Raw genomic sequence first — 24,360 nt, forward strand, 5'->3', positions numbered from 1 at the left:
CGGCCCGTACCGCCGGGGGAGACGTCCACCCCTTGCCAAGGAGCGCACCCATGCGCCGCAACCTCACCCTGTCCCTGTTCGCGCTGGCCTCCGGCGCCTTCGCCCAGGCCGCCGACGTCCAGATCTACGGCACGCTGCTTCCCTTCCTGGATAGCGTGAAGACCACGGGCGCCACGCCCGCGGGCCTCACCCCCGCCCTGGGCGGCGCCAGCCAGGTGCCGGGATCGGCCTACACCGGCCTGGACCTCCCCTCCCGCCTGCGCATCACCTCGGGCACCTCCAACCTGGGGTTCCGGGGCTCCTGGAAAATCGCCGACGACATCGACGTGTTCTGGCAGGTGGAGAGCGCCATCAGCCCCGACGGCGACGCCCCCAACACCCTGGCGGGCCGCAATTCCGCCGTGGGCCTGAAGGGAAGCTGGGGCACGGCGTTCTACGGGAACTGGGACACGCCCTACAAGTTCCCCCTTCTGGCGGTGGGGCCCCTGCGCGGCCTGAGCCCCTTCGACAACGCCCTCACCGCCAACCCCGGCTTCAATGTTCCCGGCACCACCACCCAGAGCGGCCGCGTCAACGGCAAGGCCGACGCCGCCTTCAACCGCCGCCAGGGCAACAGCGTCCAGTACTGGTCCCCCGTGTGGAACGGCTTCTCCGCGCGCGTGGGCGTCTCCGTGGACGAGGGCAGGACCGTCGCCACCGCCGCGTCGCCCTCCGTGAGCCCCATGATCTATTCCGCCCTCGTAACCTACGCCCGGGGTCCGGTGAAGGTCAGCTACGGGTTCGAGCGGCACCAGGACTATTTCGGCCTTTCCCAGCTGGGCGGCAACGCCGGCGCCACCCTGACGAACCGGTCGTCCTCCGACACCGGGCACGAGCTGGTGGCCTCCTACACCTTCGGCACCGGTACCAAGGTCTCCGCCATCGTGGAGCAGCTCACGTACGAGACCGACGACACCGCCGCCGGCGCCATGCGCCAGTACAAGCGCACCAACTGGTACACGCTGGTGCAGCAGCAGCTGGGCCGGCACCAGGTGTGGGCCGCGTACGGCCGCGGCGCGGCCGGCTCCGCCCAGCGCACCGGCGGCGCCTCCGCCACTACGGATGGCCTCGAAGGCACCCAGTGGAGCGTGGGCTATTCCTATGGCATCGCCAAGAACGTGGATCTGTTCACGTCGTGCTACGGCATGACCAACGGCCGCTCCGGCAGCCTCGCCGAGTTCCCCCCGGTGGGCACGGTGGCCCCGGGCGCGAGCACCACCGGCATGGGGCTGGGGCTGCTCATCACGTTCTAGTGTCGGTCGATTACATCACCGGAACCATTTGTTCCATTTGGTCGTACCGGCATCCGCGAGTAAAAACCCCGTACGCTGAGTGCGCCGAGGCGCAGAGTTACGCCGAGCCTGCTTCGCGATAGCGCATGTCGACCCATACCGCCCAGGCCCTGCCCGCTATCGCGGGCCGCGCAGCTACGCTGCGGGCGGCAGGGGGCGCTGGCCCTTCCGCATGCGAGCCTGTGGCGGGCCAGCGCCCCCTGCCTTGGACGGGTCTGGGCGCAGGAATCGGTTCGGAAGCCAAGTCAGGGAACCTTCCCGGAAGGAGGTCCCGATGATGGGCTTGGCGTGAAATGGATGTGGGCTCGCCTGTACATGGTGTCTCCAGTCAGCGCCTTGTCCAAGCTCCCGGCATCCGATGCGTCGAGCCCAGGCCCGTCCAAGACAGGGGGCGCAGGTTCTTCCTCAGGCTTGCATGCGGAAGGACCTGCGCCCCCTGTCTCGCGTCGCGGCAGCGACGCGGCCCGCGATAGCGGGCAGGGCCTGGGCGGCATGGGTCGGCGCAACGAGTTGCGAAGCCACCTCGGCGTAACTCTGCGCCTCGGCGCACTCAGCGTACGGGATTTTTACGCGCGGTTGCCGGTACGACCCAATGGAACCAAATGGATTCGGTGATTTGATCGACCCACCCTGGTGGGTTACATCATCCGCCCCCACCCCTTTCGGTAGCCGCGGTACGGCTTTCGGAAGCGGTGGGGGCGGAGGGGGGGGAGCCGGAGGCTAGTGCGCGGCCGCAGCGGCCTTCACGGCGGCCTTGACCTGCTCGGCCAGCTGGCCGGGCTTCACTTCGGCCAGCTCATAGGCCACGCGCACCATGGGCTTGGACACCTTCAGGACGCGGGTGATGTCGATGGGCGTGGCGGAGACCACCACGTCGCAGGGGGTGGCTTCGATGGTGCGCTCGAGGTCGGCGACCTGCTCGACGCCGTAGCCCATGGCGGGGAGGATGCCCCGGGCGTTGGGATACTTGGCGTAGGTGGCGGCGATGGACTTCACGGCGTAGGGGGTGGGATCGACGATGGTGCCGACGCCCACGGCCTTGGCGGCGACGACGCCGGCGCCGTAGCTCATGGAGCCGTGGGTGAGGGTCGGGCCGTCCTCGATGATGAGGGCCTTCTTCCCCTTGACCAGCTCGGGCTTCTCGCAGGTCACGGGCGAGGTGGCGCGGATGACCACGGCCTTGGGGTTGAGGCGGGCCGCGGCGGCCTCGATGGACTTGATGTCCTCTTCCTTGGCGCTGTCGCACTTGTTGATGACGATGACGTGGGCCATGCGGAAGTTGGCCTCGCCGGGGTGGTAGATGGACTCGTGGCCCGCGCGGAGGGGATCGGCGATGACGATGTGCAGGTCGGAGGCGTAGAAGGGCAGGTCGTTGTTGCCGCCGTCCCACAGGATCACGTCGGCTTCCTTCTCGGCGCTGCGGATGATCTGCTCGTAGTCGACGCCGGAATAGATGATGAAGCCGTTGTCGATGTGGGGCTCGTACTCCTCCCGCTCCTCGATGGTGCACTCATGCAGATCCAGGTCGCTGTAGGTGGCGAAGCGCTGGCAGGCCTGCTTCGCGAGGTCGCCGTAGGGCATGGGGTGCCGGATCGCCACGACCTTCTTGCCCAGGGCCTTGAGGATGTTGGAGATGTAGCGGGTGGTCTGGCTCTTGCCCGCGCCGGTGCGGACCGCGGTGATGGCGATGACCGGGACCTTGGACTTGATCATGGTCTTGTCGGCGCCCAGCAGTTCGAAGTCCAGGCCCATCGCGATGCAGCGGCTGGCCATGTGGCCGACGTACTCGTGGGTCACGTCGGAGTAGGAGAACACGGCCACATCGGGCTTGTCGCGCTTGACGATCTGTTCCAGCTCCTGCTCGGGGACGATGGGGATGCCGGCGGGGTAGAGCTTCCCGGCCAGGACGGCGGGGTAGATCCGCTCGTCGATCCCGGGGATCTGGGTGGCGGTGAACGCGACGACCCGGTAGTCGGGGTTGTCGCGGTACACGGTGTTGAAGTTGTGGAAGTCGCGGCCAGCGGCTCCCAGGATGACGACACGACGCGGGGTGGACATTCAATTCTCCCTTTGTGGGTCGACCGAATTACCGACACACCCGAAATGGGTAGTCATGGTCTCGGGACCATGGTTATGCGGAAATGTTAGCCCTTTAAACCGGTTTGTCACACCCTTCGTGACTTTTGATATAGGTGACCGGATCGGGAGGATATGGCCGGCCGGAAAAGTGCTAGGCTTGGCCCATGAACGCATCGACATTGATCCGCAAGGTCTTTGGGCGGCGGTGGGTCCAGATCCTCGCTCTCCTGGTCGTCCTCTATGCGGCGGTGGGGTTCCTCCTGGCCCCCGCCCTGATCCGGGCGCAACTGCCCAGGCGCCTGGCGCCGGCCCTCCACCGGGAGGTGACGGTGGCCCGGGTGCGGGTCAATCCCTTCGCCCTGTCGGTCACCCTCGACGGGTTCCGGGTGAAGGACAAGGACGGCTCGGACCTGCTGGCCTGGGACCGGCTCTACGTGAACCTGGGCACCGCGACCGTGTTCCGCCTGGCCCCGGTCTTCCAGGAGATCCGCCTGGAGGGCTTCCACGCCCAGGTGGTGCTGGACAAATCGGGCAACCCCACGTTCCAGGACCTGCTGGCGCCGTCCCCGGAGCCCGCCAAGCCCGCCGGGTCCCTTCCGGACATCCGCATCCACAAGCTCACCGTGGTGGGCGCCCGGGTGGACTTCGCGGACCGGTCCACGACCCCGGCCTTCACCACCGCCCTGGGCCCCCTCAGCCTCGACCTGGACAACTTCCGCCTGAAGCCCGACAACAACAACCCCTACGCCTTCACGGGGCGCACCGAACGGGGCGAGACCTTCGGGTGGCGCGGCCACTTCTTCGTGGAGCCCCTGCGCAGCCAGGGCAGCTTCTTCGTCAGCGGCCTCCACCTGCCGAAGTACGCCCCCTACTACCGCGACCAGACCGGGGTGGAGCTGCTCACGGGCACCCTGGGGCTGAAGGCCGACTACGAGTTCCAGTGGGGCGAAGGCAGCCACGCTGTGCGCCTCCACCGGGGCGAGGCGGGGCTGGACAACCTCTCCCTGGGAGAGACCGGCGTTCCCGGATCTGCCGTGGACCTGGCCGAGGTGCGGCTCCAGGGCCTGGAAGCCGATCTCCTGGAATCCAAGGTCCGCGTGGCCTCGCTGGCCGTGCGCAACGGCCGGCTCAAGGTTGAGCGCAACGCCGCCGGCAGCATCAACCTCATGCGCATGGCCACCCCCCGCGTGCCCCCCAAGCCGAAGAAGGACGAGCCCTTCACCTTCGATCTGGACGAACTGCGCGTGGAGAACCAGTCCGTGGCGTTCCGGGACCTGGTGCCCAGGCGCCCCGTGGACCTGGCCCTGGACCAGATCGCCCTGACCGTGCGGAAGTTCAGCATGGATCCCGCGCGGCGGTGCGACGTGGACCTGGACCTGCGGTGGAACGGGCGCGGCCGCGTCCACGCCGCGGGCAGCGCGGCCCCGCTCAAGTCCGCCGGCGCGCTGGACCTCAAGGTGGACGACCTGGACCTGGCGCCCCTGGACGGCTACGCGGCACCCGGCGCCACCCTGGCCTCGGGGCGCCTGGGCCTGTCCGGGCATGCGGATTTCGACCTGCCCGCGGAGAAGTACGCCTTCCAGGGCCAGGCCCGGGTGGACGGCTTCAAGGCGGCCTCGGGCGCCGCCGAGGTGGCCTGGGAGGCCCTGCGGGTGGCCGGCATCAAGGCCGCCTCGACCCCGGCGTCCGTGTCCCTGGGATCCGTGGACTGGGACCGCCCCGCCTTCCGGTTCGTGCGCACCGCCGCGGCTCCCGCGGCGCCGGCGGACGCCCCCCCCGCGGCCCCCGCCGCCGCCCCCGCAGCGCCCGTGAAGGCCGAGATCGGCGCCTTCCGGTTCAAGGGGGGCTCCTTCACCTTCCTGGACCGGAGCCTGCAGCCGGTGGTGGCCCTTTCCCTGGACCACATCGACGGCCAGGTGGGGCGGCTCTCCTCGGACCCCGGGTCCCGGGCCTCCATGGAACTGAAGGCCCTGGTGGACGGCGCCGCGCCCTTCACCGCCAGGGGCACCGTCAACCTCCTGTCCCAGGCCGCCTACAGCGACCTGGCCCTGGTGATGGGCGGCATGGACCTGTCGCCCCTGAGCCCCTACGCGGGCCGCTACGTGGGCTACGCCATCGAGAAGGGCAAGCTGGAGCTGGACATGAAGTACCTCATCCAGGACCGCAAGCTCCTGGCGGAGAACCGCATCCGCATGGACCAGTTCACCCTGGGCGGGGCGGTGGAGAGCCCCGAGGCCATGCACGTCCCCGTGAAGCTGGGCCTGGCCCTGCTGCGGGACCGCCACGGCGTCATCGACCTGGACGTGCCCGTGCGCGGGGATCTGGACGCCCCCGACTTCAAGCTGGGCCGGGTCATCTGGCGGGCCATCGTCAACGTCTTCGCCAAGATCGCCACCTCGCCGTTCTCGCTCATCGGCAAGGCCTTCGGCGGGGGCGACGCGGACCTCAGCCTGCTCTCCTTCGAGCCCGGGGCCGACGCCCTGGACGCCCAGGGCACCAAGGTGCTGGAGACCCTGGAAAAGGGCCTGTACGAGCGCCCCGGCCTGCGCCTGGAAATGGAGGGCACCTCCGCCGAGGCCGACGTGCCCGCCCTGAAGCGGGCGGAACTGGAGGCCTCCCTGGCCCGGCTCAAGGGCCAGCCCCTGGCCCCCGGGGAGCGGGAGAAGTTCCTGCGCGCCGCCTACCTCCTGGCCTTCCCGCCCCCCAAGGACGCCAAGGACGCCAAGGAAGGCAAGGATCCCAAGGCCGCGCCCGAGACCCCGGCCGACATGGAGGCGAAGCTCCTGGGCCGCATCCAGGTGGACGAGGCCGCCCTGCGGCTCCTGGCCCGGCGCCGGGTGCAGGCCGCCCGGGACCACGTGCTGGCTTCCGGGAAGGTGGCCGAGGACCGGGTCTTCATCGTGGACGGCGGGGAGCGGGCCCGCAAGGAAGGCGGAAGCCGCGTCTACTTCGAGCTGAAGTGACCGTACGCGCGACGGGGCCCGCATGGGCCCCGTCGCGAGGGTTCGGTTCGGCTAGTGGGAGGCCGCGTACTCGCGCAGGCCTTCCTGGGTGGGCTTCATGGCCTTGTCGCCCTTCTTCCAGTTGGCGGGGCAGACCTCGCCGTGCTTGGTGTGGAAGTCCAGGGCGTCCACCACGCGGAGCACCTCCTCCACGTTGCGGCCCAGGGGCAGGTCGTTGACGGTGATGTGGCGCAGGATGCCCGCCTCGTCCACCAGGAACAGGCCGCGCAGGGCGATGCCGCCGGGGAGCAGGACGTTGTAGTCGGAGGCGATGGACTTGGAGAGGTCGGAGACCAGGGGGAAGGTGACGCCCTTGATGCCGCCGTTGGCGACCTCGGTGTTCGCCCAGGCCCAGTGGCTGAAGTGGGAATCGACGCTCACGCCCAGCACCTGGGTGTCGCGGGCGGCGAATTCCTTGGCGGCCTCGGAGAAGGCCAGGATCTCGGTGGGGCACACGAAGGTGAAGTCCAGGGGGTAGAAGAACAGCACGACCTTCTTGCCCTTGAACTGGCTCAGGGTGATTTCCTTGAACTCGCCGTTCACGAGGGCGGTGGCCTTGAAGTCGGGGGCGGGTTGGGTCACGAAAGCAGCCATGATGGCCTCCATAAAGGGTTTCGATAGGCGGTGAAACCCCAGCGTACGACGCCGGCGCCCCCCGGGGCAAGGGAAATATGACCGATCCGGTAAACTATCGGTGAAGGCCCATCCAGGTTACCCTCAACCTCCCCATTTGCGGTTTTTCGAGGAACGCATGCCAGCCATCGAAGTGTCGATTTTTTCCGAAATCTCCCGCCTCCGCCAGGTGGTCGTCCACAAGCCCGGTCCCGAAGTGGACATGATGGTTCCCGACATGATGGAGGAGCTTCTCTTCGACGACATCCTCTACGGGGACCTGGCCCGCGCGGAGCACGAGGTGTTCCGGAAGGTGCTGGCGCGGGTGGCCGAGGAGGTGCTGGATATCCAGGACCTCTTCGTGGAGTCCCTGGACTCCGAAGGGGTGAAGCTGGCCTTCATCGAGGACTTCAGGCGCCTGGTGGACATGCCCGACGAATCCGCCAACCTCCTGCGCGCCATGGCCCCCGGGGACGTGGCCCGGGCGGTGATCACGGGCATTCCCTGGGACGACACCCTGGCCCACACCCACTGGCAGAAGCGCTTCGACTACACCGTGCGCCCCATCCCGAACCTCCTGTTCATGCGCGATCCCGCCGCGGTGGTGGGCCGGGGGTACAACATCAACTTCATGGCCACCTGGGCCCGGGAGCGCGAGCCGCTGATCCTCAGCTACGTCTTCCGCCACCACCCCCGCCTGCGCCACCTGCAGGAATCGGACCGGCTCTTCGACCAGCTCACGCCGCTGCTCAAGGGCGAGATCCGCATGCCGCAGAGCCTGGAGGGCGGGGACACCCTGGTGCTCTCGGACAAGGTGCTGGCGGTGGGGTGCAGCGAGCGCACCTCCGCCGACGCGGTGCACATGCTGGCCGAGAGCCTGCGCCGCCAGGACCTGTCCTTCGACACCCTGCTCATGGTGCTCATGCCCAAGGTGCGGAGCGCCATGCACCTGGACACCATCTTCACCCGCGTGAGCGAGGGGGAGTGCCTGATCTACCCGCCCTACTTCACCGACCACAGCCGCGAGCTGCTCAACGTCGTGAAGTTCGACCTGCGCCACAAGGCGCTGCAGACCACCGTGGTGCCCAACCTGCTGCGTGCCCTGCAGGGCGTGGGCATCGACCTGGAGCCCATCCGCTGCGGCGGGGACAACTACATCATGCAGCAGCGGGAGCAGTGGACCGACGGCGCCAACGCCTTCTGCCTGGCCCCGGGGGTGATCGTCATGTACAGCCGCAACCACGCCACCGCCGATGAGCTGGCCAACGCGGGCTACCGGATCCTCATGGCCCGGGACCTCATCGCCGATCCGTCCATCGACCTCCTGGACGGCGGCAAGTGGGCCGTGATGCTCGAAAGCGCCGAACTGAGCCGGGCCCGGGGGGGGCCGCGGTGCATGACCATGCCCCTGGCCCGGGTCTGAGGGGGACGCGGGAGCCGGATCCCGGTCCAAGGTGTGACCTGCGACACCCTCCCTGGCCGCCGGGGGATTCATAATCAACCTGCCAGCATCCGGAGCCCCCATGACCGTCCAGGACATCCCCGGCGTCAAGCCGCAGACCCGCATCTTCTCCCACGGGTACGATCCCCAGCGCTCCGAAGGCGCGGCCGTGCCGCCGGTGTTCCGCACCTCCACGTTCATCTTCAAGACCGCCGCCGAAGGCAAGCGCGCCTTCGAGATCGCCTACGGCTTGGACTGCCCCAAGGCCGGCGAGAGCCCGGCCCTCATCTACACCCGGGTGAACAACCCCAACAGCGAGATCCTCGAGGACAAGGTCGTGGTGTGGGACGGCGCCGAGGCCGCCGCCCTCTTCTCCTCGGGCATGGGCGCCATCTCCAGCACCTGCCTGGCGTTCCTGAAGCCCGGCGACACGCTGCTCTTCTCGGACCCCGTGTACGGCGGCACCGAGTTCTTCTTCCGCCGCGTGCTGCCCCAGTTCAACATCCGCACCATTCCGTTCCCCGCCGGAACGCCCCGGGAGGAACTGGAGCGCCTGGTCAAGAACGACCCCACGGTGAAGGTCATCTACATCGAGTCCCCCGCCAACCCCACGATGATGCTGTCCGACATCCGGGGCGCCGCGGAACTGGCGGCCGAATACTCCCGCGAGGACCACCGGATCCTGGTGGTGGTGGACAACACCTTCATGGGTCCCATCTTCAGCAAGCCCCTCTCCCTGGGCGCGGACGTGATCGTCTACTCCGCCACGAAGTTCCTGGGCGGCCATTCCGACCTGGTGGCGGGCGTGGCCATGGGCAGCGCCGACCTGGTGGGCCAGATCAAGGTCATGCGCACCATCCTGGGGTCCAATTCCGATCCCGACACCGCCTGGCTCATCCAGCGCTCCCTGGGCACGCTCCAGCTGCGCATGGAGCAGCAGCAGGCCAGTGCCCGGCGCATCGTGGACTTCCTGCTCACCCACCCCAAGGTCCAGAGCGTGGCCTATCCCGGCAGCCCGGCCATGGGCGAGGCCCAGACGGCCCTCTGGAAGGACCAATGCACCGGCACCGGGAGCCTCATCGCCTTCTGCGTGAAGGGCGGCGAAGCCGAGGCCTTCAAGGTGCTCGACGCCGTGGAGCACATGAAGCTGGCCGTGAGCCTGGGGGGCATCGAGAGCCTGATCGAGCACCCCTCCTCCATGACCCATTCGGACATGACGCCCGCCGAGAAGGCCCAGGCCGGCATCACGGACAACATGATCCGCATGTCGGTGGGCCTGGAGGACGCCCAGGACCTCATCGCCGACCTGGCCCAGGCCCTGGCCCGGATCTGAAAAAGCACCCTAAAGAGGGTGCTTTGGGGTCTCGCCAGCGGGCGGTTTCCGGATCGCCGTCGCTGGGGAAGGGGCTCGTTCTTAGACGGCCTCAGGTTGAAGGGGAGAGCGACTTGTTTCTACCCTGCACCCAATCTAGGCCGCCGGGGGACGGTGACAAGACGGTGTTTTCTGCCGTAACCCGGAGGGCCCTGGGCAGGGCCGCCTGCACCCGGGCCCGCTCCGTGGCCAGGCTGTTCAACATCCGCTGGGCGGCCTGCAGGGCCGGGGGACGGGTGCGGGTCCAGAAGAAGGCCAGGGCGCGGTCCAGCGTGGGCTTGGGATCGCGGCCCGCGTCGGCCAGGTCCCGCGCGGCCAGGCACTGAACGGCGATCCAGTCCGCCTGGGCCGTGCCGCCGTCGGGGTTGATGAGAAGGCCCTGATCGGCCCGGGCGCCCAGCTGCTGGAGGGTCTCCGGGGCGAGCTGGCCCCGGGCCCGGTCCAGTTCGGCCAGGCCCAGGGCGGCCACCAGGGCCGCATGGCGGAGCCCGGCGTCGCTCTGGGCCTGCCGCGCGGCGTCCTCCGCCCAGCGGAGCGCCTCGCGGTAGGCGGTGGCCGCGGCGGCGTCGTCCCCGCCTGCCAGATGGGTGCGGGCCAGGCGGGACAGGCACCGGGAACCCAGGGCGGCGGCCTCCCGCAGCCAGGGATTCGCTTTCTCGGCCGCGCGGCAGTGGGCCAGGGCCCCCGGCAGGTCGTTGGCGAGGAGGGCCTGGAGGGCCAGGGCGAAGGCTTCCCGGTCCCCGCTCAACCCGCGGGCCTTGCGGAACCAGGCCTGGGCCTGGGCCCGCAGTTCCGCGGGGGCGGCCTGCCCCCGCTGGGTGGGCTCCTGCTCCAGGTCGAGGGACTGGCGGGCGCAGACCACGCCCAGGAGGTAGGCGGTCTCGGGAAGAGCCGCCCCCCGGGCGTAGGCCTTCTCCAGTTCGGCCCGGGCCGCGGGCAGGTCGTCAAGGCAGTAGTCCGCGGTGCCCCGCACCAGGGCCAGGGCGGGGTCGTCGGCGGGGGCCGCGGCGGTCTCCTTGGCGGTTCGGATGCGCGCCAGGGCGCTCCGGGTGTCGTGGAGGGGCTTTTCCTGCTCGAACCGCAGGCCGGTCATGAGGTTGTTCGCTTCCTGGGCCGCCCGGAATATCCGTTCGGCGGTGCGTTTCTGGGCCGCGGCCCGCTGCCAGGCCAGGCCGCCCAGGCCCGCCGCCAGGACCAGGGCCGCCGCGGCGGCCAGGGGCCGCCAGGACCAGGGCGGCCGCCTGGGAACCCGGCCCAGGAACCCCCACAGGTCGGCGGCCAGGGCCTCCATGGTGGGGTAGCGCTCCGGGGGGGCGGGGGCGAGGCAGCGCAGGAGGATGGCCTCCAGCGCCGGGGGGATGGACGGCTCCAGGGCCCGGGGCATGGGGAACCGGCGCTCCTTCTTGACCTTGAGCATCTCCTTGGTGACGGTGGTGACGCAGGGGGGGCGGCCCACCAGGAGGAAGTAGAGGGTGCCGCCCAGGGCGTACACGTCCGTAGCGGGCCCGATGTGCCTGCGGTCGCCCCGCACCTGCTCCGGGGCCATGTAGGCGGGGGTTCCGGTGAGGGCGTTGGGCAGGGTGAGGACGGAGGCGTCCACGTGCAGGGCCAGCCCGAAGTCGCAGAGGATGGGCTTCCAGCCCCCCTCGGGAAGGGGATCGAGGAGGATGTTGCCCGGCTTGATGTCCCGGTGGATGAGGCCGTGGCGGTGGGCATCCTCCAGGGTCTCCGCCACCTGGGCGATGAGGGCCACGATCTCATCCAGTTCCAGGTCGTTGGTGGCGTCCTCCAGCGTGGGGCCCCGCACCAGCTGCATGGCGATGCGGGGCACGCCCTCGTGGGCCTCGATGTCGTAGATCCGGCAGATGTTGGGGTGCTCGAGCTTGGCCTGGAGCTGGGCTTCGTGCATGAAGCGCACCATGGCCGCGGGTTCCAGGTGGTTGAGGATCTTCAGGGCCACCACGCGCCCCAGGAGGGTGTCCCAGGCCTCGACCACGTCGCCCATGCCGCCGTGTCCCAGGAGGGGGCCCAGCACGTAGCGTCCGTCCTTCTTTCCGGTCTCGACCCAATCGGGACGGGTGCTGGGTTGGGCCATGGCCGACTCCCGGGCCGGCACTTAGATGACCGTTAGGGTCATGAATCCGGCGACGTCCAAAAGTAGGTGCCATTCATTAAATTGTCAACACGTCCGTCAGCTGGTCCGGATCCGTGAGGGGGGCCAGGCAGGTGCCGTTCCGGCAGAGGAAGGCGGCCGGTTCCGTGGAGGTCCGGTCCCGGTGGAGGGGCAGGGTGGGGTCGGCCGCCGCCAGGGACAGCACCCCGGCCACCCGCCGAGCCCGGTGGGCCCGGTCCACCAGGGCCCGCACCCGGGGGTCCGCGGGGTCCCCGGCGATGACCAGTTCCGGGCCGGGATCCAGGGCCGAGGCCAGGACGCCCGCCATGCCCGTCACCGCCGCCGGGGCCCGTTCCAGGAGGGGGGCCGCGGCCCGCAGGGCGCCTTCGGCGGCCTGGCGGAAGGGGGCGTGATCGAAGTGCCGGCCCAGGGCCAGGAGGGCCCGGGCCGCAAGGGTGTTGCCCGAGGGCACCGCGCCGTCCTGGAAGGGTTTCTGCCGCACCAGGAGGTCCGGGCGGCGCGTGCTCGCGTAGAACCCCCCGGCGGGGTCCTGGAACCGCTCCAGAAGAATCTCACCCAGGTCGAAGGCCCACCGCAGGCGCCGGGCGTCGAATCCGGCCTCGTACAGGTCCACCAGGCCGCAGGCCACGGCGCCGTAGTCCTCCAGGAAGCCGGGCGTGTGCCCCCGGCCCCGGCGCCAGGTGCGCAGGAGCTCCCCGTCGCGCCACAGCTCGGCGTGAAGGAAGTCCGCCAGGGTTCCGGCCGCCTCCAGGTACCGGGCCTCGCCCAGCACCTGGTAGCCGCGGGCGAAGGCGGTGAGGGCCAGCCCGTTCCAGGCCGCCAGCACCTTGTCGTCCTTCCCGGGGCGTACCCGGGTGTTCCGGTAGGCCAGCACCCGGGCCCGCAGGGCGTCGTCCACCGGGGCGTCCCGGGCCTCGAAGCGGTGCAGGACGCTGGTGCCGTGCTCGAAGCAGCCCTGGGGGGTGACGCCGTAGGCCCGGCAGAAGCGCCCGGCGTCCGGGCCGAGGATCCCTTCGATCTCCTCGGGGGTGAAGACATAGAACCGCCCTTCCTCCCCCTCGCTGTCGGCGTCCTCGCTGGAGTGGAAGCCCCCCGAGGGATCCCGCAGGTCCCGGAGCAGGTAGTCCAGGGTGGCCACGGCGGTGTCCCGGTGCCGGGGCTCGCCGGTGAGCTGGAAGGCCTCCAGGTAGCAGGGGGCCAGCAGGGCGTTGTCGTAGAGCATCTTCTCGAAGTGGGGCACCAGCCACTTGGCGTCCACGCTGTAGCGCGCGAAGCCGCCGCCCAGGTGGTCGAAGATCCCGCCTTCGGCCATGGCGTCCAGGGTCTTGAGGCCCCGGGCCCGGTCGGCGGGGGACCCGTGGCGCAACAGCAGCTCCAGGCCTGTGGGCTGCGGGAACTTGGGGGCCGGGCCGAAGCCGCCCCAGGTGGGGTCGAAGCTGCGCTCCAGGGTCTCCAGGGCCCCGCGGACCGGGTCCCGGGTGGGCAGGGCCGTGGCGGGGGCCGGGTCCCGGTCCAGGGCGGCCAGGAGGCTCGCGGCGTCGCCCTCCAGGTCCGAACGCTGGTCCGTCCAGGCGCGGGCGATGCTCTCCAGGAGCTGCAGGAAGGCCGGCAGGCCGTGGCGGGGCGTGGGGGGGTAGTACGTCCCCCCATAGAAGGGCTTGAGGTCCGGCGTGAGCCAGACGCTCATGGGCCAGCCGCCCCGGCCGGTGATGGCCTGCACGGCGCCCATGTAGAGGTCGTCCAGGTCCGGGCGCTCCTCCCGGTCCACCTTGATGGGGATGAAGCGGGCGTTGAGCACCGCGGCCACCGCCGGGTCCTCGAAGGATTCCCGCTCCATCACGTGGCACCAGTGGCAGGCGCTGTAGCCGATGCTGAGGAAGATGGGCTTGTCCTCGGCCCGGGCCCGTTCCAGGGCCTCCGCATCCCAGGGGTTCCATTCCACGGGATTGTGGGCATGCTGGAGAAGGTAGGGGCTGGTGGCGTGGGCGAGGCGGTTGGCCATTGTCGACTCCGGAAGTCGACATTCTGGCACGGATCGTGAGTCTCTTGGCTTTCCATTGAGTCCCAGCCGCTTTGGCGCTAAGATCATGGGTTCATCCCACGCTGGGATGGCTCTGCCTGTCTTTGGGACCCATGTTCGAAACCCTTTCCGATAAACTCAGCCGCGCCATGAAGTCCCTCCGGGGGCAGAGCCGGCTGTCCGAGAAGAACATCGAGGAGGCCCTCCGGGACGTGCGCATGGCGCTCCTGGAAGCGGACGTGCACGTGCAGGTGGCCAAGGCCTTCCTGCAGCGGGTCAAGGAGAAGGCCCTGGGGGTCGAGGTGCTGAACGGCCTCAACCCGGCCCAGCAGTTCATCGACGTCGTCTACCAGGAACTCACCGCCATCATGGGCGGCCAGGCTCCCGAACGACCCCTGGACATGGCCCCGAAGCCGCCCACGGTGGTGATGATGGTGGGCCTGCAGGGCTCGGGCAAGACCACCACCTGCGGCAAGCTTGCCAAGTATCTGAAGAAGAACGGCTATTCCCCCCTCCTGGTGCCCGCCGACGTGTACCGGCCCGCCGCCATCGAGCAGCTGCACGTGGTGGCCCGGGACGCCGGGGTGCCCAGCCTGCGCACCGAATCCATGGACCCGGTGGTCATCTGCAGGACCGCCGTGCAGGAAGCGGCCCTCAAGGGCTGGGACGTGGTCATCCTGGATACGGCCGGCCGCCTCCACCTGGACGAGACCCTGATGAACGAGCTGGCGGCCATCAAGGACGCCTGCGGCCCCACCGAGATCCTCTTCGTGGCCGACGCCATGACCGGCCAGGACGCCGTGCGCTCCGCCGGGGCCTTCCACGAGAAGCTGGCCACCACCGGCGTCATCCTCACCAAGGCCGACGGCGACACCCGGGGCGGCGCGGCGTTCAGCATCCGGCACATCACCGGCACCGCCATCAAGTTCGTGGGTTCGGGCGAGAAGCTGGACGATTTCGAGCGCTTCCACCCCGACCGCATGGCCCAGCGCATCCTCGGCATGGGCGACGTGCTCACCCTCATCGAGCATGCCAAGGACACCATCGACGAGAAGGACGCCGAGCGCATGGCCCAGCGCCTGGTGAAGAACCAGTTCACCCTGGAGGACATGCGGAGCCAGTTCCAGCAGATCCAGAAGATGGGCTCCATGCAGAAGATCATCGGCATGCTGCCGGGCATGGGCAAGATGAAGGAGCAGATCGAGTCCGTGGCCACGGACAAGCGCATCAAGCACCTGGAAGCCATCCTCAATTCCATGACTCCGCGCGAGCGGCAGAACCACAATCTCCTGGACGCCAGGCGCAAGCGCCGCATCGCCGCGGGCTGCGGCCGCCCCGTCCACGAAATAAATCAGCTTCTCAAGCAGTACCTGCAGATGAAGAAGATGATGAGCCAGATGAACAACCCCGGTTTCATGAAGCGGATGCAGGCCATGCAGGGCATGCAGAACCCGCCCTTCTCCCTCTAACCCCGCACTTTTCTTTTCAACACCCAAGGAGTCCCGATGCTTTCCATCCGTCTCGCCCGCAACGGCGCCAAGAAGCGGCCCTTCTACCACATCGTCGTGTCCGAGAACGACCGCATCCCCACCGGCCGCGCCATCGAGGTCCTGGGCTTCGTGAACCCCATCGCGCAGAACGGCGAGACCGTGCGCATCGACGCCGAGAAGGCCAAGGCCTGGATCGCCAAGGGCGCCCAGCCCTCCAAGACCGTCCTGGAGCTCTTCAAGAAGAATTCCATCCTGTAAGCTCGACACGCCGGCCCGGCATCCGGGCCGGCTAATCTGGCCTTGAAGGCCGGTTGGCCACGGCCGCCCGGCGGAGCTTCCATGAACTTTGAAGCATTTGTTACCGATGTGCTGTCCCCCATCCTGGACCATCCCGAGGCGCTGCGGGTGGAGGTGAAGGAGGGCGGGCGCAAGCTCGACGTGCTCATCTTCGCCGAAGCCCGGGACCGCGGCCGGATCATCGGCAAGGGCGGGCGCATGATCACCTCCCTTCGCACTCTCGCCAAGGTCGCCGGCGAGAAGGCCGGCCTCATCGTGAACCTGGAGCTGTTCGACGGCGACGAGCCCCGGGCCGAAGCGAATCCGGGCGAGCGCTGATGTTCCTCCTGGGCCACCTCGCCAAGGTGCAGGGCCTCAAGGGCGAATTCCTCCTGCACGAGCTCATGGACGAGCCGGAGAAGCTGGAAGGGATGGAGGGCCTCGTGCTGGCCCCGCCGGGCCTGGACCTGGAAGGCGCCGTGGCGGCCCCGCCCCCGGCGCGGCCCGCCCGGGTGCGCACCTTCCGTTTCCACCAGGACCGGGCCTGCGTCGCCTTCGAGGGACTTCCGGACCGCACCGCCGCCGAGCCCTTCAAGGGCTGGGCCATCTGGGCCCCCGACGGAGCCGTCACCCTGCCCGAGGGCGAGACGTTCCGCCACGCGTGGATCGGCTGCCAGGTGTACGTGCACGGCGCCCTGGCGGGCGAGGTGCTGCGCCTGGACCCCACGCCCATGGGCTACGACATGGTCGTGCTCAAGGACCTGCGCCCCGGCTGCACCGGCCAGCGGGACGTTCCCTACATCAAGGCCTGGTGGCAGGTGGACCTGGCCGCGCGGCGCCTGGACCTGGATCCCCCCCCGGGCCTGCTGGACCTGGATCTGGACTGACCGTTCTCCCGACGATGCGGATGCGGGCCACGGCGTAGCCCTCCAGCTCGCCGTCGCCGAAGGCGTAGGCCAGGACGCCCTCCACCTTCGAACTGCACACCGGCGCCACGAAGCTGAACACCGGCGGGGCGCCCGCCTGGGGTGAGCGGGCCACGTCCAGGAGGATTTTCCGGCGCCGGCTGTCCTTGAGGTAGAGCCGGCCGGTGAAGGCCTCCCCGGTCTTGAGGAACCCCAGGTAGGCGGGCGGGAGGGGCGCCAGGTGGACGTCGCGGCCCGGAGGCAGGAACACCTCCTCGCCCGGGCCCAGGTGCCCCGCCTCTTTCCAGGCCTGCCGGTCCCCGTCGAAATCCATGATCCGGAGCCTCCCGTTCAGGACGGCCCGGCGGTCCACCCCTACCGTCCAGGATTCCCCGGATTCGTTGGAGAAATGGACGTAGGTCCCGGCCTGGCGCTCCGGGCCGAGGGAGGGGACCAGGGCCAGGAAGCCGGCCAGGAGGGGAGAAAGGTGGTTGATCAAATGAAAATTCCGGAAACCCGTTATATAAATTAATAATATAAAAATTCTTGTCAAGGGACGAAACGGCCAGTGAGCTTGGGGCATAAGGAAAGGCAGCCCGACAACCGGGATGGAGATCTTATGAATCTGCGCCTTCTTCTTCTCCCCGCCCTTGTGGTGGTCCAGCCCCTGCTCGCCATCGACCCGCCAGGCTACGACGCCGAGGCCGGCTCCAAGGCCCAGGCGTGGCTCTTCAGCCTGAAGGAAGCGGATCTCGCCCGGAGCCTGACCGCCCTCCAGGCGGCCCGGAAGGGTCCGGTGCCCGTCGACCTCACGTCCCAGGAATGCCTGGTCCAGGTGGTCGCAAGCATGGCGGCCCTGCACCCCGATGCCCTGAGCTATCCCGGCAGCGAAGCGGCTTTCGCCTATCACGCGATCATTCAGCCCATGCTCGCCGAAAACGGCTTTCCGGCCTGGCAGGACCTGGGCGCGACGCTGATCGCCCTGGGCTGGATGAAGGCCCCCGAGGCCACCACCTGCACATCCAGTTCATCCAGTTCCTCCAGTTCGACAAGCAGCCCGGTCGCCGCCCGTTCAGACACCCCCGCTCTCCCCAGCAGCCCGGCCAAGGCGCCCGCCACCCCCGGTCCCGCCCCCAAGACCCTGGCCCCCAAGACCCTGGCTTCGGAGGGCCTGACCTTCGTGGAGGCCTTGGCCCTGATCGCCGCCCTGAATCCCATGCTCCCCGACGGCACCTACGACGCTCCCGCCCTGAGCGCGCACCTCGCCACCGTCGCCGCCCATGACATACCCCTGGCCGCGACCCTGATGGGCCATTACCGTCTCGAGCAGGACCGCCTGAAGGCTGCGGTGAAACGCTAGTCTTCCCGCCCGTGCCCACTCACCGGGATGTCGTAGCCGGCGTCCCGGTACTCGTTGATCTTGTTGCGCACCGTGCGCAGGGCGATGTCCAGCTTCTGGGAGCAGTGGGTGCGGTTGCCCTCCAGGGCCGAGAGGGTCGACAGCAGCCAGAACCGCTCCAGCTCGGGCAGGGGGATGCCCAGGGGCAGGGCCACCAGCGTGCCCAGGGGCACGCCCTTCAGGGGCTCGGAGGGGTCGGCGACGCGCAGGTCGCCATGGGTGGCCACGGCGGGGGGCAGACCCTCCTCCAGGGGGCGCTGGAAGGGGGATTCCCGGGGCGGCTCGGGCGGGTCCTCGGGCATGCCTTCCATCTGCGCGGGATCCAGGAGCCAGGCGAGGTCCTTGTGGGTGAGGAGGTCGCCGGGGTTCAGCACCACGCACCGCTGCACGGCGTTCTCCAGCTCGCGGATGTTGCCGGGCCAGGGGTGGCGGGCCAGGGCCTCGCGGAAGCTGGGGGAGAGCCGGGGGGTGGGGCGCTCGTTTTCCCGGGCGTAACGCTCGGCGAAGTGCAGCGCCAGGAGTTCCAGGTCGGCGGTGCGCTCCCGCAGGGGGGGCAGGCGCAGGGGGATGACGTTGAGGCGGTAGTAGAGGTCCTCCCGGAACCGGCCTTCCTTCACTTCCGTGGCCAGATCGCGGTTGGTGAGGGCGATGAGGCGGACGTCCACGGCGATGGGGCGGTTTCCGCCCAGGCGATCCACGGTGCGTTCCTGGATGGCCCGCAGGAGCTTGCCCTGGAGGGCCAGGGGCAGTTCGCCGATCTCGTCCAGCACCAGGGTGCCGCCGTCGGCCTGCTCGAAGCGGCCCGGCTTGGCGCTGGTCGCGCCGGTGAACGCGCCCTTTTCGAAGCCGAAGAGTTCGGATTCCAGCAGGTTCTCCGGAATGGCCGCGCAGTTGATGGCCACGAAGGCCGCCTTGCGCCGGGGGCTGGAGGTGTGGATGAGCTTGGCCAGGAGTTCCTTGCCGGTGCCGCTCTCGGCCTGGATGAGGATGGTGGCCTTGCTGTCGGCGGCGCGGCGCGCCAGGGCCAGGGTCTCGGCCAGGGCCGGGTCCTGGGTGAGGATCACCGGGGCCTCGGCGGGGATCTCCGCCTTCAGGCGGTCGTCGCTGCGGATGGCCTTGCGCACCGCCTGGACCAGCTCGTCGGGGCTGAAGGGCTTGGAGAGGTAGTCGAAGGCGCCCAGGCGCATGGCCTCCCGGGCCGTGTCCAGGCTGCCGAAGGCCGTCACCAGGAGCACGGGGAGGCCCGTGTCCAGGGCCTTGAGGCGCGCGGTGAGCTGCAGGCCGTCCATGCCGGTCATGCGCAGGTCGGTGACCACCGCGTCGAAGGCGCCGGGCCGGGTCATGCGCAGGGCGTCCTCCCCGGACCGCGCCTGCTCGGTGACGAAGCCCGCCCGCTTGAGGCTCATGGCCATGCCATCCCGCATGCCGGGATCGTCATCCACCACCAGAACTCTCAGAGGATTCGCCATGGTCAACCTTGTATGCATTCAGTTTATCGGCGCGGGTCCCGGATGTTGGAGTTTTGTCCGCGCAGGAGCCTTTTTGGCCCGCCGGAGGTGGGGGCCTCGCCCCGCACCGGATCCCCGTGGCGGGCGATGAGCAGGTACAGGTGCCGCCGGCTGACGCCCAGGCGCTTGGCGGCCTCCACCCGGTTCCCGTAGCTGCGCCGCAGGGCGCGGTGGAGCAGGAGCCGCTCCAGCACATGGAGGTTGGCCGCCAGGTCCTCGGTGTCGGCCAGGGGCAGGCGCGGCGCGGCGTCGTCGGGCAGCTGGCCCAGGAGCTTCCAGCGCACCAGGCGGTTGCGCAGGCCCCGCAGGTTGCCGGGGCAGGGCAGGGCGGTGAGGAGCGGCGGCAGGGGTCCGGTGACGCCCTCCTCCCGGGCCATGATCCAGAAGCAGCGCTCCAGGTCGCCCTCCTCCTCCTCGAGGGTGGGGAGCCGGAAGGGAAGGCAGCGGGAGGCGGCCCGGGCCACCGCGGGGGCCTCCGGAGCCAGGTGGGAGGCCAGGACGCCCCGGGGATGCGCCTCGATCCAGGCGTCCAGGGCGGCGGGCTCCAGGCCCTCGGCGTCGTCCTGGAAGGCGGCGTCGCGGTCCCGGGCCAGGCAGGCCCCCAGCGTGCTCAGGCCGCAGCCCGCCTCGCCGTAGACCCACAGGGCGCCCGGGTGGCCTCGCAGGATCTCCAGGGAGGCGCCCCACCTCCCGTAGCCCGGCAGCCCCTCCAGCCCCGGCATCAGCGCGGGATGACGAAGAACAGCACCGACACCACGTGGCAGGCGCTGCCCCCCAGCACGAAGAGGTGCCAGACGGCGTGGTGGAACTTCAGGCTCTTCCACCCGTAGAAGACCGTGCCCAGCGTGTAGAAGAGGCCGCCCGCGCCCAGCCACAGGAGGCCGCCCGGGGGCAGATGCCGGGCCAGCGGCTTGGCCGCGATCACCACGATCCAGCCCATGCCCAGGTACACCGCCAGGCTCAGCCAGGAAAGCCGCCGGATGAAGATGCTCTTGAAGACGATGCCCAGCACGGCCAGCCCCCAGATCACCCCGAAGATGCTCCAGCCCCACCCCGGCGGCAGGGTGCGCAGGCAGAAGGGCGTGTAGGTGCCGGCGATGAGCACGAAGATGGAGTTGTGGTCCAGCACCTTGAAGACGAACTTCACCCGGGGGCCCCGGAAGGCGTGGTAGAGCGTGCTCATGGTGTAGAGCAGCACCAGCGAGGCCCCGAAGACGGAGGCGCCCACGATGTCCCGGGCCGAGCCGTGCAGGCTGGCCTGCACCACCATGACGACCAGGGCGGCGATGCCCAGGACCGCGCCCAGGCCGTGGGTGAAGCTGTTGGCGAATTCTGCTTGTGGGCCGTGGGCTTCGGGATGGGCTTGCATGGGAGATCCTCGATCGAATGATGGCACAGGTCCGCGGGGGCCTCCCACCATTGTTCCAGCGGGCGGGCCGGTGCCGGCGGGAAATTCCGGTTCCGAAAGCTTCGGAGGGGGGGGGGTGAATCCTCCGGCCCCGCCGCCCCACATAGGAGGCAGTCCGTGTCCCGTGCGGACCCCTAGCCCATGGAGGAGCACGATGCCCCGAGCCATCCCCTGGCCCCTGCTGGTCCTGTGCGCGATCGCCCCCTTGCACGCGGCGTCCACCCAGGCCTTTCATTATCCGTTCGTGGACGGATCCACCCTCATCGGATTCCGCGGCACCGCCCTGGCCCCGGGCGCCTCAGGTCAGGCGACGGTGCGCGGGGAGGGGGGGCGCATGCGCGTCCACGCCCACTTCGGCGGCCTGGAGCCCGCCAGCCGGTTCGGCCCCGGCTACCTGACCTACGTGCTCTGGGCGGTGTCGCCCCAGGGCAGGACCGTGAACCTGGGCGAGGTGGCGGCCGTGCGCGGGAAGGCCCACGTGGACGCCATCAGCCCGTTCCCGTCCTTCGGGCTCATCGTCACCGCAGAGCCCCACTTCGCGGTGACCCGGGTGAGCGACGCCCTGGTCCTGGAAAACCAGCCGGTGCGGGGCGCGCGGCCGGCCCTGGAGGCGGTGGAAGCCAGCTTCGGGCCCGGCGCCGGCCACGGGCTGGAGCCCGGCGGCAAGCCCGCCGCCTGCGACCCCCGCGTCTCGCCCTACGTCCTCCAGGCGCGCAACGCCGTGCGCCTGGCCCAGGCGGAACAGGCCGAGGCCTTCGCCCCCGTGGAATACCAGGTTGCCCTGGGGGAGCTCGCCCGCATGGAAAGCCATGCCCACCTGGGGGGCACCGAGGCCGCCGTGGCCGCGCGGCGGGCGGTGCTGCAGGCGGAAGACGCCCGGGTGGTCGCCGCCCAGCAGAGGGAGGCCCTGCTCCTGGCCCGGGAACGGGAAACCGCCGAGGAGCTCCGGGCCAGCCTGGAATCCGCCCGGGCCCAGGCGGACGCCGCCCGCGTCCGGGCCGATGCCGCCCACGCGTCGGCCGATGCGGCGCGCGCCGCGGCCGCCAGCGCGGCCCGCGGGAAGGAGCGGGAGGTCACCCAGGCCCAGCGCGAGGTGCGCCGCCAGTTGGTGGAGCAGCTCAACCGCCTGCTCCAGACCCGCGAGACCGAGGAGGGCCTCATGGCCACCCTCACGGACGTGGCCTTCCCGTCCGGAAGCAGTCGGCTCTCGGCGCCGGCCCGGGTGAACCTGGCCAAGATCGCCGGCATCCTTCTCACGCGCCCGGGCCTGAAGATCCGCGCCCTGGGCCACACGGACGCCACGGGCAGCCAGGCCATCAACGCCCGCCTCTCCCGCCAGCGGGCCGAAGCGGTGCGGACATTCCTGGCGGGCCAGGGCCTGCCCCTGGGCAGCCTGCGGGCCGAAGGGCTCGCCGACGCCCGCCCCGTGGCGTCCAATGCCACCCGGGAAGGGCGCACGAGGAACCGGCGCGTGGAACTGGTGGTGAGCGGCGACCCCATCGGCCTCTGAACGAAAAAGCCCCGCGACCTGGGTCGCGGGGCTCCTTTGGGACGAGTGCTGCTAGTCTTCGCGCTCCACGTTCTTGAACGCGTCGGCGAGGGTGGCCTTCTTGAAGGGCTGCAGGTTCTTGGCGGTCTCGATCTCGCCACGCTCCGCGTCCATCTCGTACTGCTTCACGGAGAGGCCGATGCGGTGCTCGGTGGGATCCAGCTTGACGATCTTCATCGTCAGCTCCTGGCCGGCGGAGAACTCCTTGGTGATCTCCTCGACCCGCTTGCGGCTGAGTTCGGAGACGTGCACCAGGCCCTCGATGCCCTCGCCCAGGTCCACGAAGGCCCCGAAGTCGGTGAGGCGCGCGATGCGGCCGACGATGGTGTCGCCCACGTGGTGGCCTTCGAAGAAGATCTCCCAGACGTTGGGCTCCATCTGCTTGACGCCCAGGCTCATGCGCTGGTTCAGGGGATCCAGGCTGAGGACCTTGGCGGTGACGCTGTCGCCCTTCTTCACGATCTCGCCGGGGTGCTTGATCTTCTTGGTCCAGCTGAAGTCGGACACGTGGATCAGGCCGTCGATGCCCTCTTCCAGCTCGACGAAGGCGCCGAACTCGGTGATGTTGCGCACCAGGCCGGTGACGATCTGGCCGATGTTGTACTTCTCGGCCACTTCCATCCAGGGGTTGGGGGTGATCTGCTTCATGCCGAGGCTGATGCGGCGGCTCTCGGGATCCACCTGCAGGATCTGGGCCTCGACCATGTCGCCGAGGTTGACCATGCCCTTGGCGGACTTGACCTTCTTGGTCCAGCTCATCTCGGACACGTGCACCAGGCCCTCGACGCCGGGCTCGAGCTCGACGAATGCGCCGTAGTCGGTGATGGAGACCACCTTGCCCTTGACCGTGGCGTTGACGGGGTAGCGGTCCTCGACGGTGAGCCAGGGATCAGCGAACTTCTGCTTGTAGCCCAGGCTGACGCGCTCGGTCTCCTTGTCGTACTTGAGGATGGCGACCTCGACCTTGTCGCCCACCTGGAACATCTCGGAGGGGTGGTTCAGGCGGCCCCAGGACATGTCGGTGATGTGCAGCAGGCCGTCCACGCCGCCCAGGTCCACGAAGGCCCCGTACTCGGTGATGTTCTTGACGGTGCCTTCCACCAGCTTGCCCTCTTCCAGGCCGGCCAGGGTCTCTTCCTTCAGGTTGGCGTTGATGGTCTCGAGGAAGAGCTTGCGGCTCAGGACGATGTTGCCCCGGCGGCGGTTCACCTTGATGACCTTCATGTCGAAGGACTTGCCGAGGTAGGGATCCAGGTTGCGCACGGGCTTGGTGTCCACCTGCGAGCCGGGGAGGAACGCCCGGATGCCGATGTCCACGGCCAGGCCGCCCTTGACCTTCTCGAGCACGACGCCGTGGACGGTGAGGTTGGCGCGGAAGGCCTTCTCCACCTCGTCCCAGATCTTCATCTTCTCGGCGCGCTCGCGGGAGAGGCGCACGTTGCCGTTCTGGTCCTCGAGGTGCTCGAGGAGCACTTCGACCACGTCGCCCACGGCGACGCCGACGGTGCCGTCGGGGTTGTTGAACTCATCGATGTTGACCGTGCCCGAGCCCTTGTAGCCGATGTCGATGATGACATCCTTGCCGCGGATCTCCACGACCATGCCGCGGACCACCTCTTCCTCGCGGAGCGCACGGGTCTCACCCTGAAGGGCGTCGAGGAACTCCTGGGAATCAGGCGTCTCGTCCTCCAGCATGGTGGCATCCAGCACCGTGATGCGGCCCATCTGCTTGGAGCCTTTGCCCTTGATGAGTGTTGAAAGTTGGGACATTCGTCCACCTCTAATTAGTAGCCCTCTTCCGGAAGGCTGGAATCCCGGCACATGTGTCCGGCAG

Annotated in this window: 19 protein-coding genes; 10 read left to right on the forward strand and 9 right to left on the reverse strand. The window is 69.4% G+C overall.

The window, feature by feature from the left end:
* The first annotated feature begins 50 nt into the window (after positions 1 to 50).
* Positions 51 to 1,292 carry a porin gene (locus ACZ5LB_RS00085; RefSeq protein WP_464604128.1) on the forward strand — a complete coding sequence of 414 codons (1,242 nt, stop codon included), beginning with the start codon at positions 51 to 53 and terminating at the stop codon, positions 1,290 to 1,292.
* Between the two features lie 759 nt (positions 1,293 to 2,051).
* Here ACZ5LB_RS00085 and ACZ5LB_RS00090 read toward each other — a convergent pair.
* Positions 2,052 to 3,389 carry a cyclic 2,3-diphosphoglycerate synthase gene (locus tag ACZ5LB_RS00090; RefSeq protein ID WP_464604129.1) on the reverse strand — a complete coding sequence of 446 codons (1,338 nt, stop codon included), beginning with the start codon at positions 3,387 to 3,389 and terminating at the stop codon, positions 2,052 to 2,054.
* Positions 3,390 to 3,574: 185 nt separating this feature from the next.
* Between ACZ5LB_RS00090 and ACZ5LB_RS00095 the strand changes: the two genes are divergently transcribed.
* A complete protein-coding gene (locus ACZ5LB_RS00095) occupies positions 3,575 to 6,373 on the forward strand; it encodes a DUF748 domain-containing protein (protein ID WP_464604130.1) in 2,799 nt (932 codons plus the stop codon).
* 51 nt (positions 6,374 to 6,424) lie between these two features.
* Here ACZ5LB_RS00095 and ACZ5LB_RS00100 read toward each other — a convergent pair whose 3' ends face one another.
* The gene (locus tag ACZ5LB_RS00100; RefSeq protein WP_464604131.1) at positions 6,425 to 7,006 is read right to left on the reverse strand and encodes a peroxiredoxin; all 582 of its coding nucleotides are present in this window, start codon (positions 7,004 to 7,006) and stop codon (positions 6,425 to 6,427) included.
* 157 nt (positions 7,007 to 7,163) lie between these two features.
* Between ACZ5LB_RS00100 and ACZ5LB_RS00105 the strand changes: the two genes are divergently transcribed.
* Together ACZ5LB_RS00105 and ACZ5LB_RS00110 are read left to right on the forward strand one after the other, a co-directional pair.
* Positions 7,164 to 8,447: an arginine deiminase gene (locus ACZ5LB_RS00105; RefSeq protein WP_464604132.1), complete on the forward strand. Its 1,284-nt coding sequence runs from the start codon at positions 7,164 to 7,166 to the stop codon at positions 8,445 to 8,447.
* A gap of 100 nt (positions 8,448 to 8,547) precedes the next feature.
* The gene (locus tag ACZ5LB_RS00110; protein WP_464604133.1) at positions 8,548 to 9,798 is read left to right on the forward strand and encodes a trans-sulfuration enzyme family protein; all 1,251 of its coding nucleotides are present in this window, start codon (positions 8,548 to 8,550) and stop codon (positions 9,796 to 9,798) included.
* A 91-nt stretch (positions 9,799 to 9,889) separates the two neighbouring features.
* Here ACZ5LB_RS00110 and ACZ5LB_RS00115 read toward each other — a convergent pair whose 3' ends face one another.
* Positions 9,890 to 11,932: a protein kinase domain-containing protein gene (locus ACZ5LB_RS00115; protein WP_464604134.1), complete on the reverse strand. Its 2,043-nt coding sequence runs from the start codon at positions 11,930 to 11,932 to the stop codon at positions 9,890 to 9,892.
* 76 nt (positions 11,933 to 12,008) lie between these two features.
* Positions 12,009 to 13,973, reverse strand: a complete 1,965-nt coding sequence (locus tag ACZ5LB_RS00120) for a thioredoxin domain-containing protein (protein WP_464604135.1) — start codon at positions 13,971 to 13,973, stop codon at positions 12,009 to 12,011.
* A 131-nt stretch (positions 13,974 to 14,104) separates the two neighbouring features.
* On the opposite strand from ACZ5LB_RS00120, the gene ffh reads away from it, so the two are divergent.
* From ffh to ACZ5LB_RS00140, 4 genes are all read left to right on the forward strand, one after another.
* Positions 14,105 to 15,460 carry a signal recognition particle protein gene (gene ffh / locus ACZ5LB_RS00125; protein ID WP_464604136.1) on the forward strand — a complete coding sequence of 452 codons (1,356 nt, stop codon included), beginning with the start codon at positions 14,105 to 14,107 and terminating at the stop codon, positions 15,458 to 15,460.
* A 36-nt stretch (positions 15,461 to 15,496) separates the two neighbouring features.
* Complete coding sequence (rpsP, locus tag ACZ5LB_RS00130) at positions 15,497 to 15,739, forward strand: 30S ribosomal protein S16 (RefSeq protein WP_306599601.1); 243 nt, start codon at positions 15,497 to 15,499, stop codon at positions 15,737 to 15,739.
* Positions 15,740 to 15,820: 81 nt separating this feature from the next.
* The gene (locus ACZ5LB_RS00135) at positions 15,821 to 16,096 is read left to right on the forward strand and encodes a KH domain-containing protein (protein ID WP_464604137.1); all 276 of its coding nucleotides are present in this window, start codon (positions 15,821 to 15,823) and stop codon (positions 16,094 to 16,096) included.
* The gene (locus ACZ5LB_RS00140; RefSeq protein WP_464604138.1) at positions 16,096 to 16,644 is read left to right on the forward strand and encodes a ribosome maturation factor RimM; all 549 of its coding nucleotides are present in this window, start codon (positions 16,096 to 16,098) and stop codon (positions 16,642 to 16,644) included. Before ACZ5LB_RS00135 ends, ACZ5LB_RS00140 begins: the two co-directional genes overlap by 1 nt.
* On the opposite strand, the gene ACZ5LB_RS00145 is transcribed toward ACZ5LB_RS00140, so the two are convergent.
* On the reverse strand, positions 16,559 to 17,161 hold the full coding sequence (locus ACZ5LB_RS00145; RefSeq protein ID WP_464604139.1) for a hypothetical protein: 603 nt from the start codon (positions 17,159 to 17,161) through the stop codon (positions 16,559 to 16,561). The genes ACZ5LB_RS00140 and ACZ5LB_RS00145 overlap by 86 nt on opposite strands.
* A gap of 120 nt (positions 17,162 to 17,281) precedes the next feature.
* On the opposite strand from ACZ5LB_RS00145, the gene ACZ5LB_RS00150 reads away from it, so the two are divergent.
* A complete protein-coding gene (locus ACZ5LB_RS00150; protein ID WP_464604140.1) occupies positions 17,282 to 18,022 on the forward strand; it encodes a hypothetical protein in 741 nt (246 codons plus the stop codon).
* On the opposite strand, the gene ACZ5LB_RS00155 is transcribed toward ACZ5LB_RS00150, so the two are convergent.
* The 3 genes from ACZ5LB_RS00155 to trhA are packed head-to-tail and all read right to left on the reverse strand — an operon-like array spanning position 18,019 to position 20,938.
* Positions 18,019 to 19,530, reverse strand: a complete 1,512-nt coding sequence (locus ACZ5LB_RS00155) for a sigma-54-dependent transcriptional regulator (protein ID WP_464604141.1) — start codon at positions 19,528 to 19,530, stop codon at positions 18,019 to 18,021. The two genes, ACZ5LB_RS00150 and ACZ5LB_RS00155, sit on opposite strands and share 4 nt — an antisense overlap.
* Before the next feature lie 23 nt (positions 19,531 to 19,553).
* Positions 19,554 to 20,291, reverse strand: coding sequence for a helix-turn-helix domain-containing protein (locus tag ACZ5LB_RS00160; protein ID WP_464604142.1), 738 nt, complete (start codon positions 20,289 to 20,291; stop codon positions 19,554 to 19,556).
* Positions 20,291 to 20,938, reverse strand: coding sequence for a PAQR family membrane homeostasis protein TrhA (gene trhA / locus ACZ5LB_RS00165; protein WP_464604143.1), 648 nt, complete (start codon positions 20,936 to 20,938; stop codon positions 20,291 to 20,293). Before trhA ends, ACZ5LB_RS00160 begins: the two co-directional genes overlap by 1 nt.
* 193 nt (positions 20,939 to 21,131) lie before the next feature.
* Here trhA and ACZ5LB_RS00170 point away from each other — a divergent pair, with 193 nt between their 5' ends.
* Entirely contained in the window at positions 21,132 to 22,487 is a 1,356-nt protein-coding gene (locus tag ACZ5LB_RS00170; RefSeq protein WP_464604144.1) for an OmpA family protein, read from the forward strand.
* A gap of 51 nt (positions 22,488 to 22,538) precedes the next feature.
* Here ACZ5LB_RS00170 and ACZ5LB_RS00175 read toward each other — a convergent pair whose 3' ends face one another.
* Entirely contained in the window at positions 22,539 to 24,296 is a 1,758-nt protein-coding gene (locus tag ACZ5LB_RS00175; protein WP_464604145.1) for a 30S ribosomal protein S1, read from the reverse strand.
* Positions 24,297 to 24,360: the final 64 nt, after the last annotated feature.

It is taken from the genome of Mesoterricola sp. MK458 (genome assembly GCF_055384935.1).

What these genes read in the sequence shown, in the direction of transcription:
- ACZ5LB_RS00085 (WP_464604128.1), top strand. Translation starts at nt 51, where the DNA reads ATGCGCCGCAACCTCACCCTGTCCCTGTTCGCGCTGGCCTCCGGCGCC.
- ACZ5LB_RS00090 (WP_464604129.1), bottom strand. Translation starts at nt 3,389, where the DNA reads ATGTCCACCCCGCGTCGTGTCGTCATCCTGGGAGCCGCTGGCCGCGAC.
- ACZ5LB_RS00095 (WP_464604130.1), top strand. Translation starts at nt 3,575, where the DNA reads ATGAACGCATCGACATTGATCCGCAAGGTCTTTGGGCGGCGGTGGGTC.
- ACZ5LB_RS00100 (WP_464604131.1), bottom strand. Translation starts at nt 7,006, where the DNA reads ATGGCTGCTTTCGTGACCCAACCCGCCCCCGACTTCAAGGCCACCGCC.
- ACZ5LB_RS00105 (WP_464604132.1), top strand. Translation starts at nt 7,164, where the DNA reads ATGCCAGCCATCGAAGTGTCGATTTTTTCCGAAATCTCCCGCCTCCGC.
- ACZ5LB_RS00110 (WP_464604133.1), top strand. Translation starts at nt 8,548, where the DNA reads ATGACCGTCCAGGACATCCCCGGCGTCAAGCCGCAGACCCGCATCTTC.
- ACZ5LB_RS00115 (WP_464604134.1), bottom strand. Translation starts at nt 11,932, where the DNA reads ATGGCCCAACCCAGCACCCGTCCCGATTGGGTCGAGACCGGAAAGAAG.
- ACZ5LB_RS00120 (WP_464604135.1), bottom strand. Translation starts at nt 13,973, where the DNA reads ATGGCCAACCGCCTCGCCCACGCCACCAGCCCCTACCTTCTCCAGCAT.
- ffh (WP_464604136.1), top strand. Translation starts at nt 14,105, where the DNA reads ATGTTCGAAACCCTTTCCGATAAACTCAGCCGCGCCATGAAGTCCCTC.
- rpsP (WP_306599601.1), top strand. Translation starts at nt 15,497, where the DNA reads ATGCTTTCCATCCGTCTCGCCCGCAACGGCGCCAAGAAGCGGCCCTTC.
- ACZ5LB_RS00135 (WP_464604137.1), top strand. Translation starts at nt 15,821, where the DNA reads ATGAACTTTGAAGCATTTGTTACCGATGTGCTGTCCCCCATCCTGGAC.
- ACZ5LB_RS00140 (WP_464604138.1), top strand. Translation starts at nt 16,096, where the DNA reads ATGTTCCTCCTGGGCCACCTCGCCAAGGTGCAGGGCCTCAAGGGCGAA.
- ACZ5LB_RS00150 (WP_464604140.1), top strand. Translation starts at nt 17,282, where the DNA reads ATGAATCTGCGCCTTCTTCTTCTCCCCGCCCTTGTGGTGGTCCAGCCC.
- ACZ5LB_RS00155 (WP_464604141.1), bottom strand. Translation starts at nt 19,530, where the DNA reads ATGGCGAATCCTCTGAGAGTTCTGGTGGTGGATGACGATCCCGGCATG.
- ACZ5LB_RS00160 (WP_464604142.1), bottom strand. Translation starts at nt 20,291, where the DNA reads ATGCCGGGGCTGGAGGGGCTGCCGGGCTACGGGAGGTGGGGCGCCTCC.
- trhA (WP_464604143.1), bottom strand. Translation starts at nt 20,938, where the DNA reads ATGCAAGCCCATCCCGAAGCCCACGGCCCACAAGCAGAATTCGCCAAC.
- ACZ5LB_RS00170 (WP_464604144.1), top strand. Translation starts at nt 21,132, where the DNA reads ATGCCCCGAGCCATCCCCTGGCCCCTGCTGGTCCTGTGCGCGATCGCC.
- ACZ5LB_RS00175 (WP_464604145.1), bottom strand. Translation starts at nt 24,296, where the DNA reads ATGTCCCAACTTTCAACACTCATCAAGGGCAAAGGCTCCAAGCAGATG.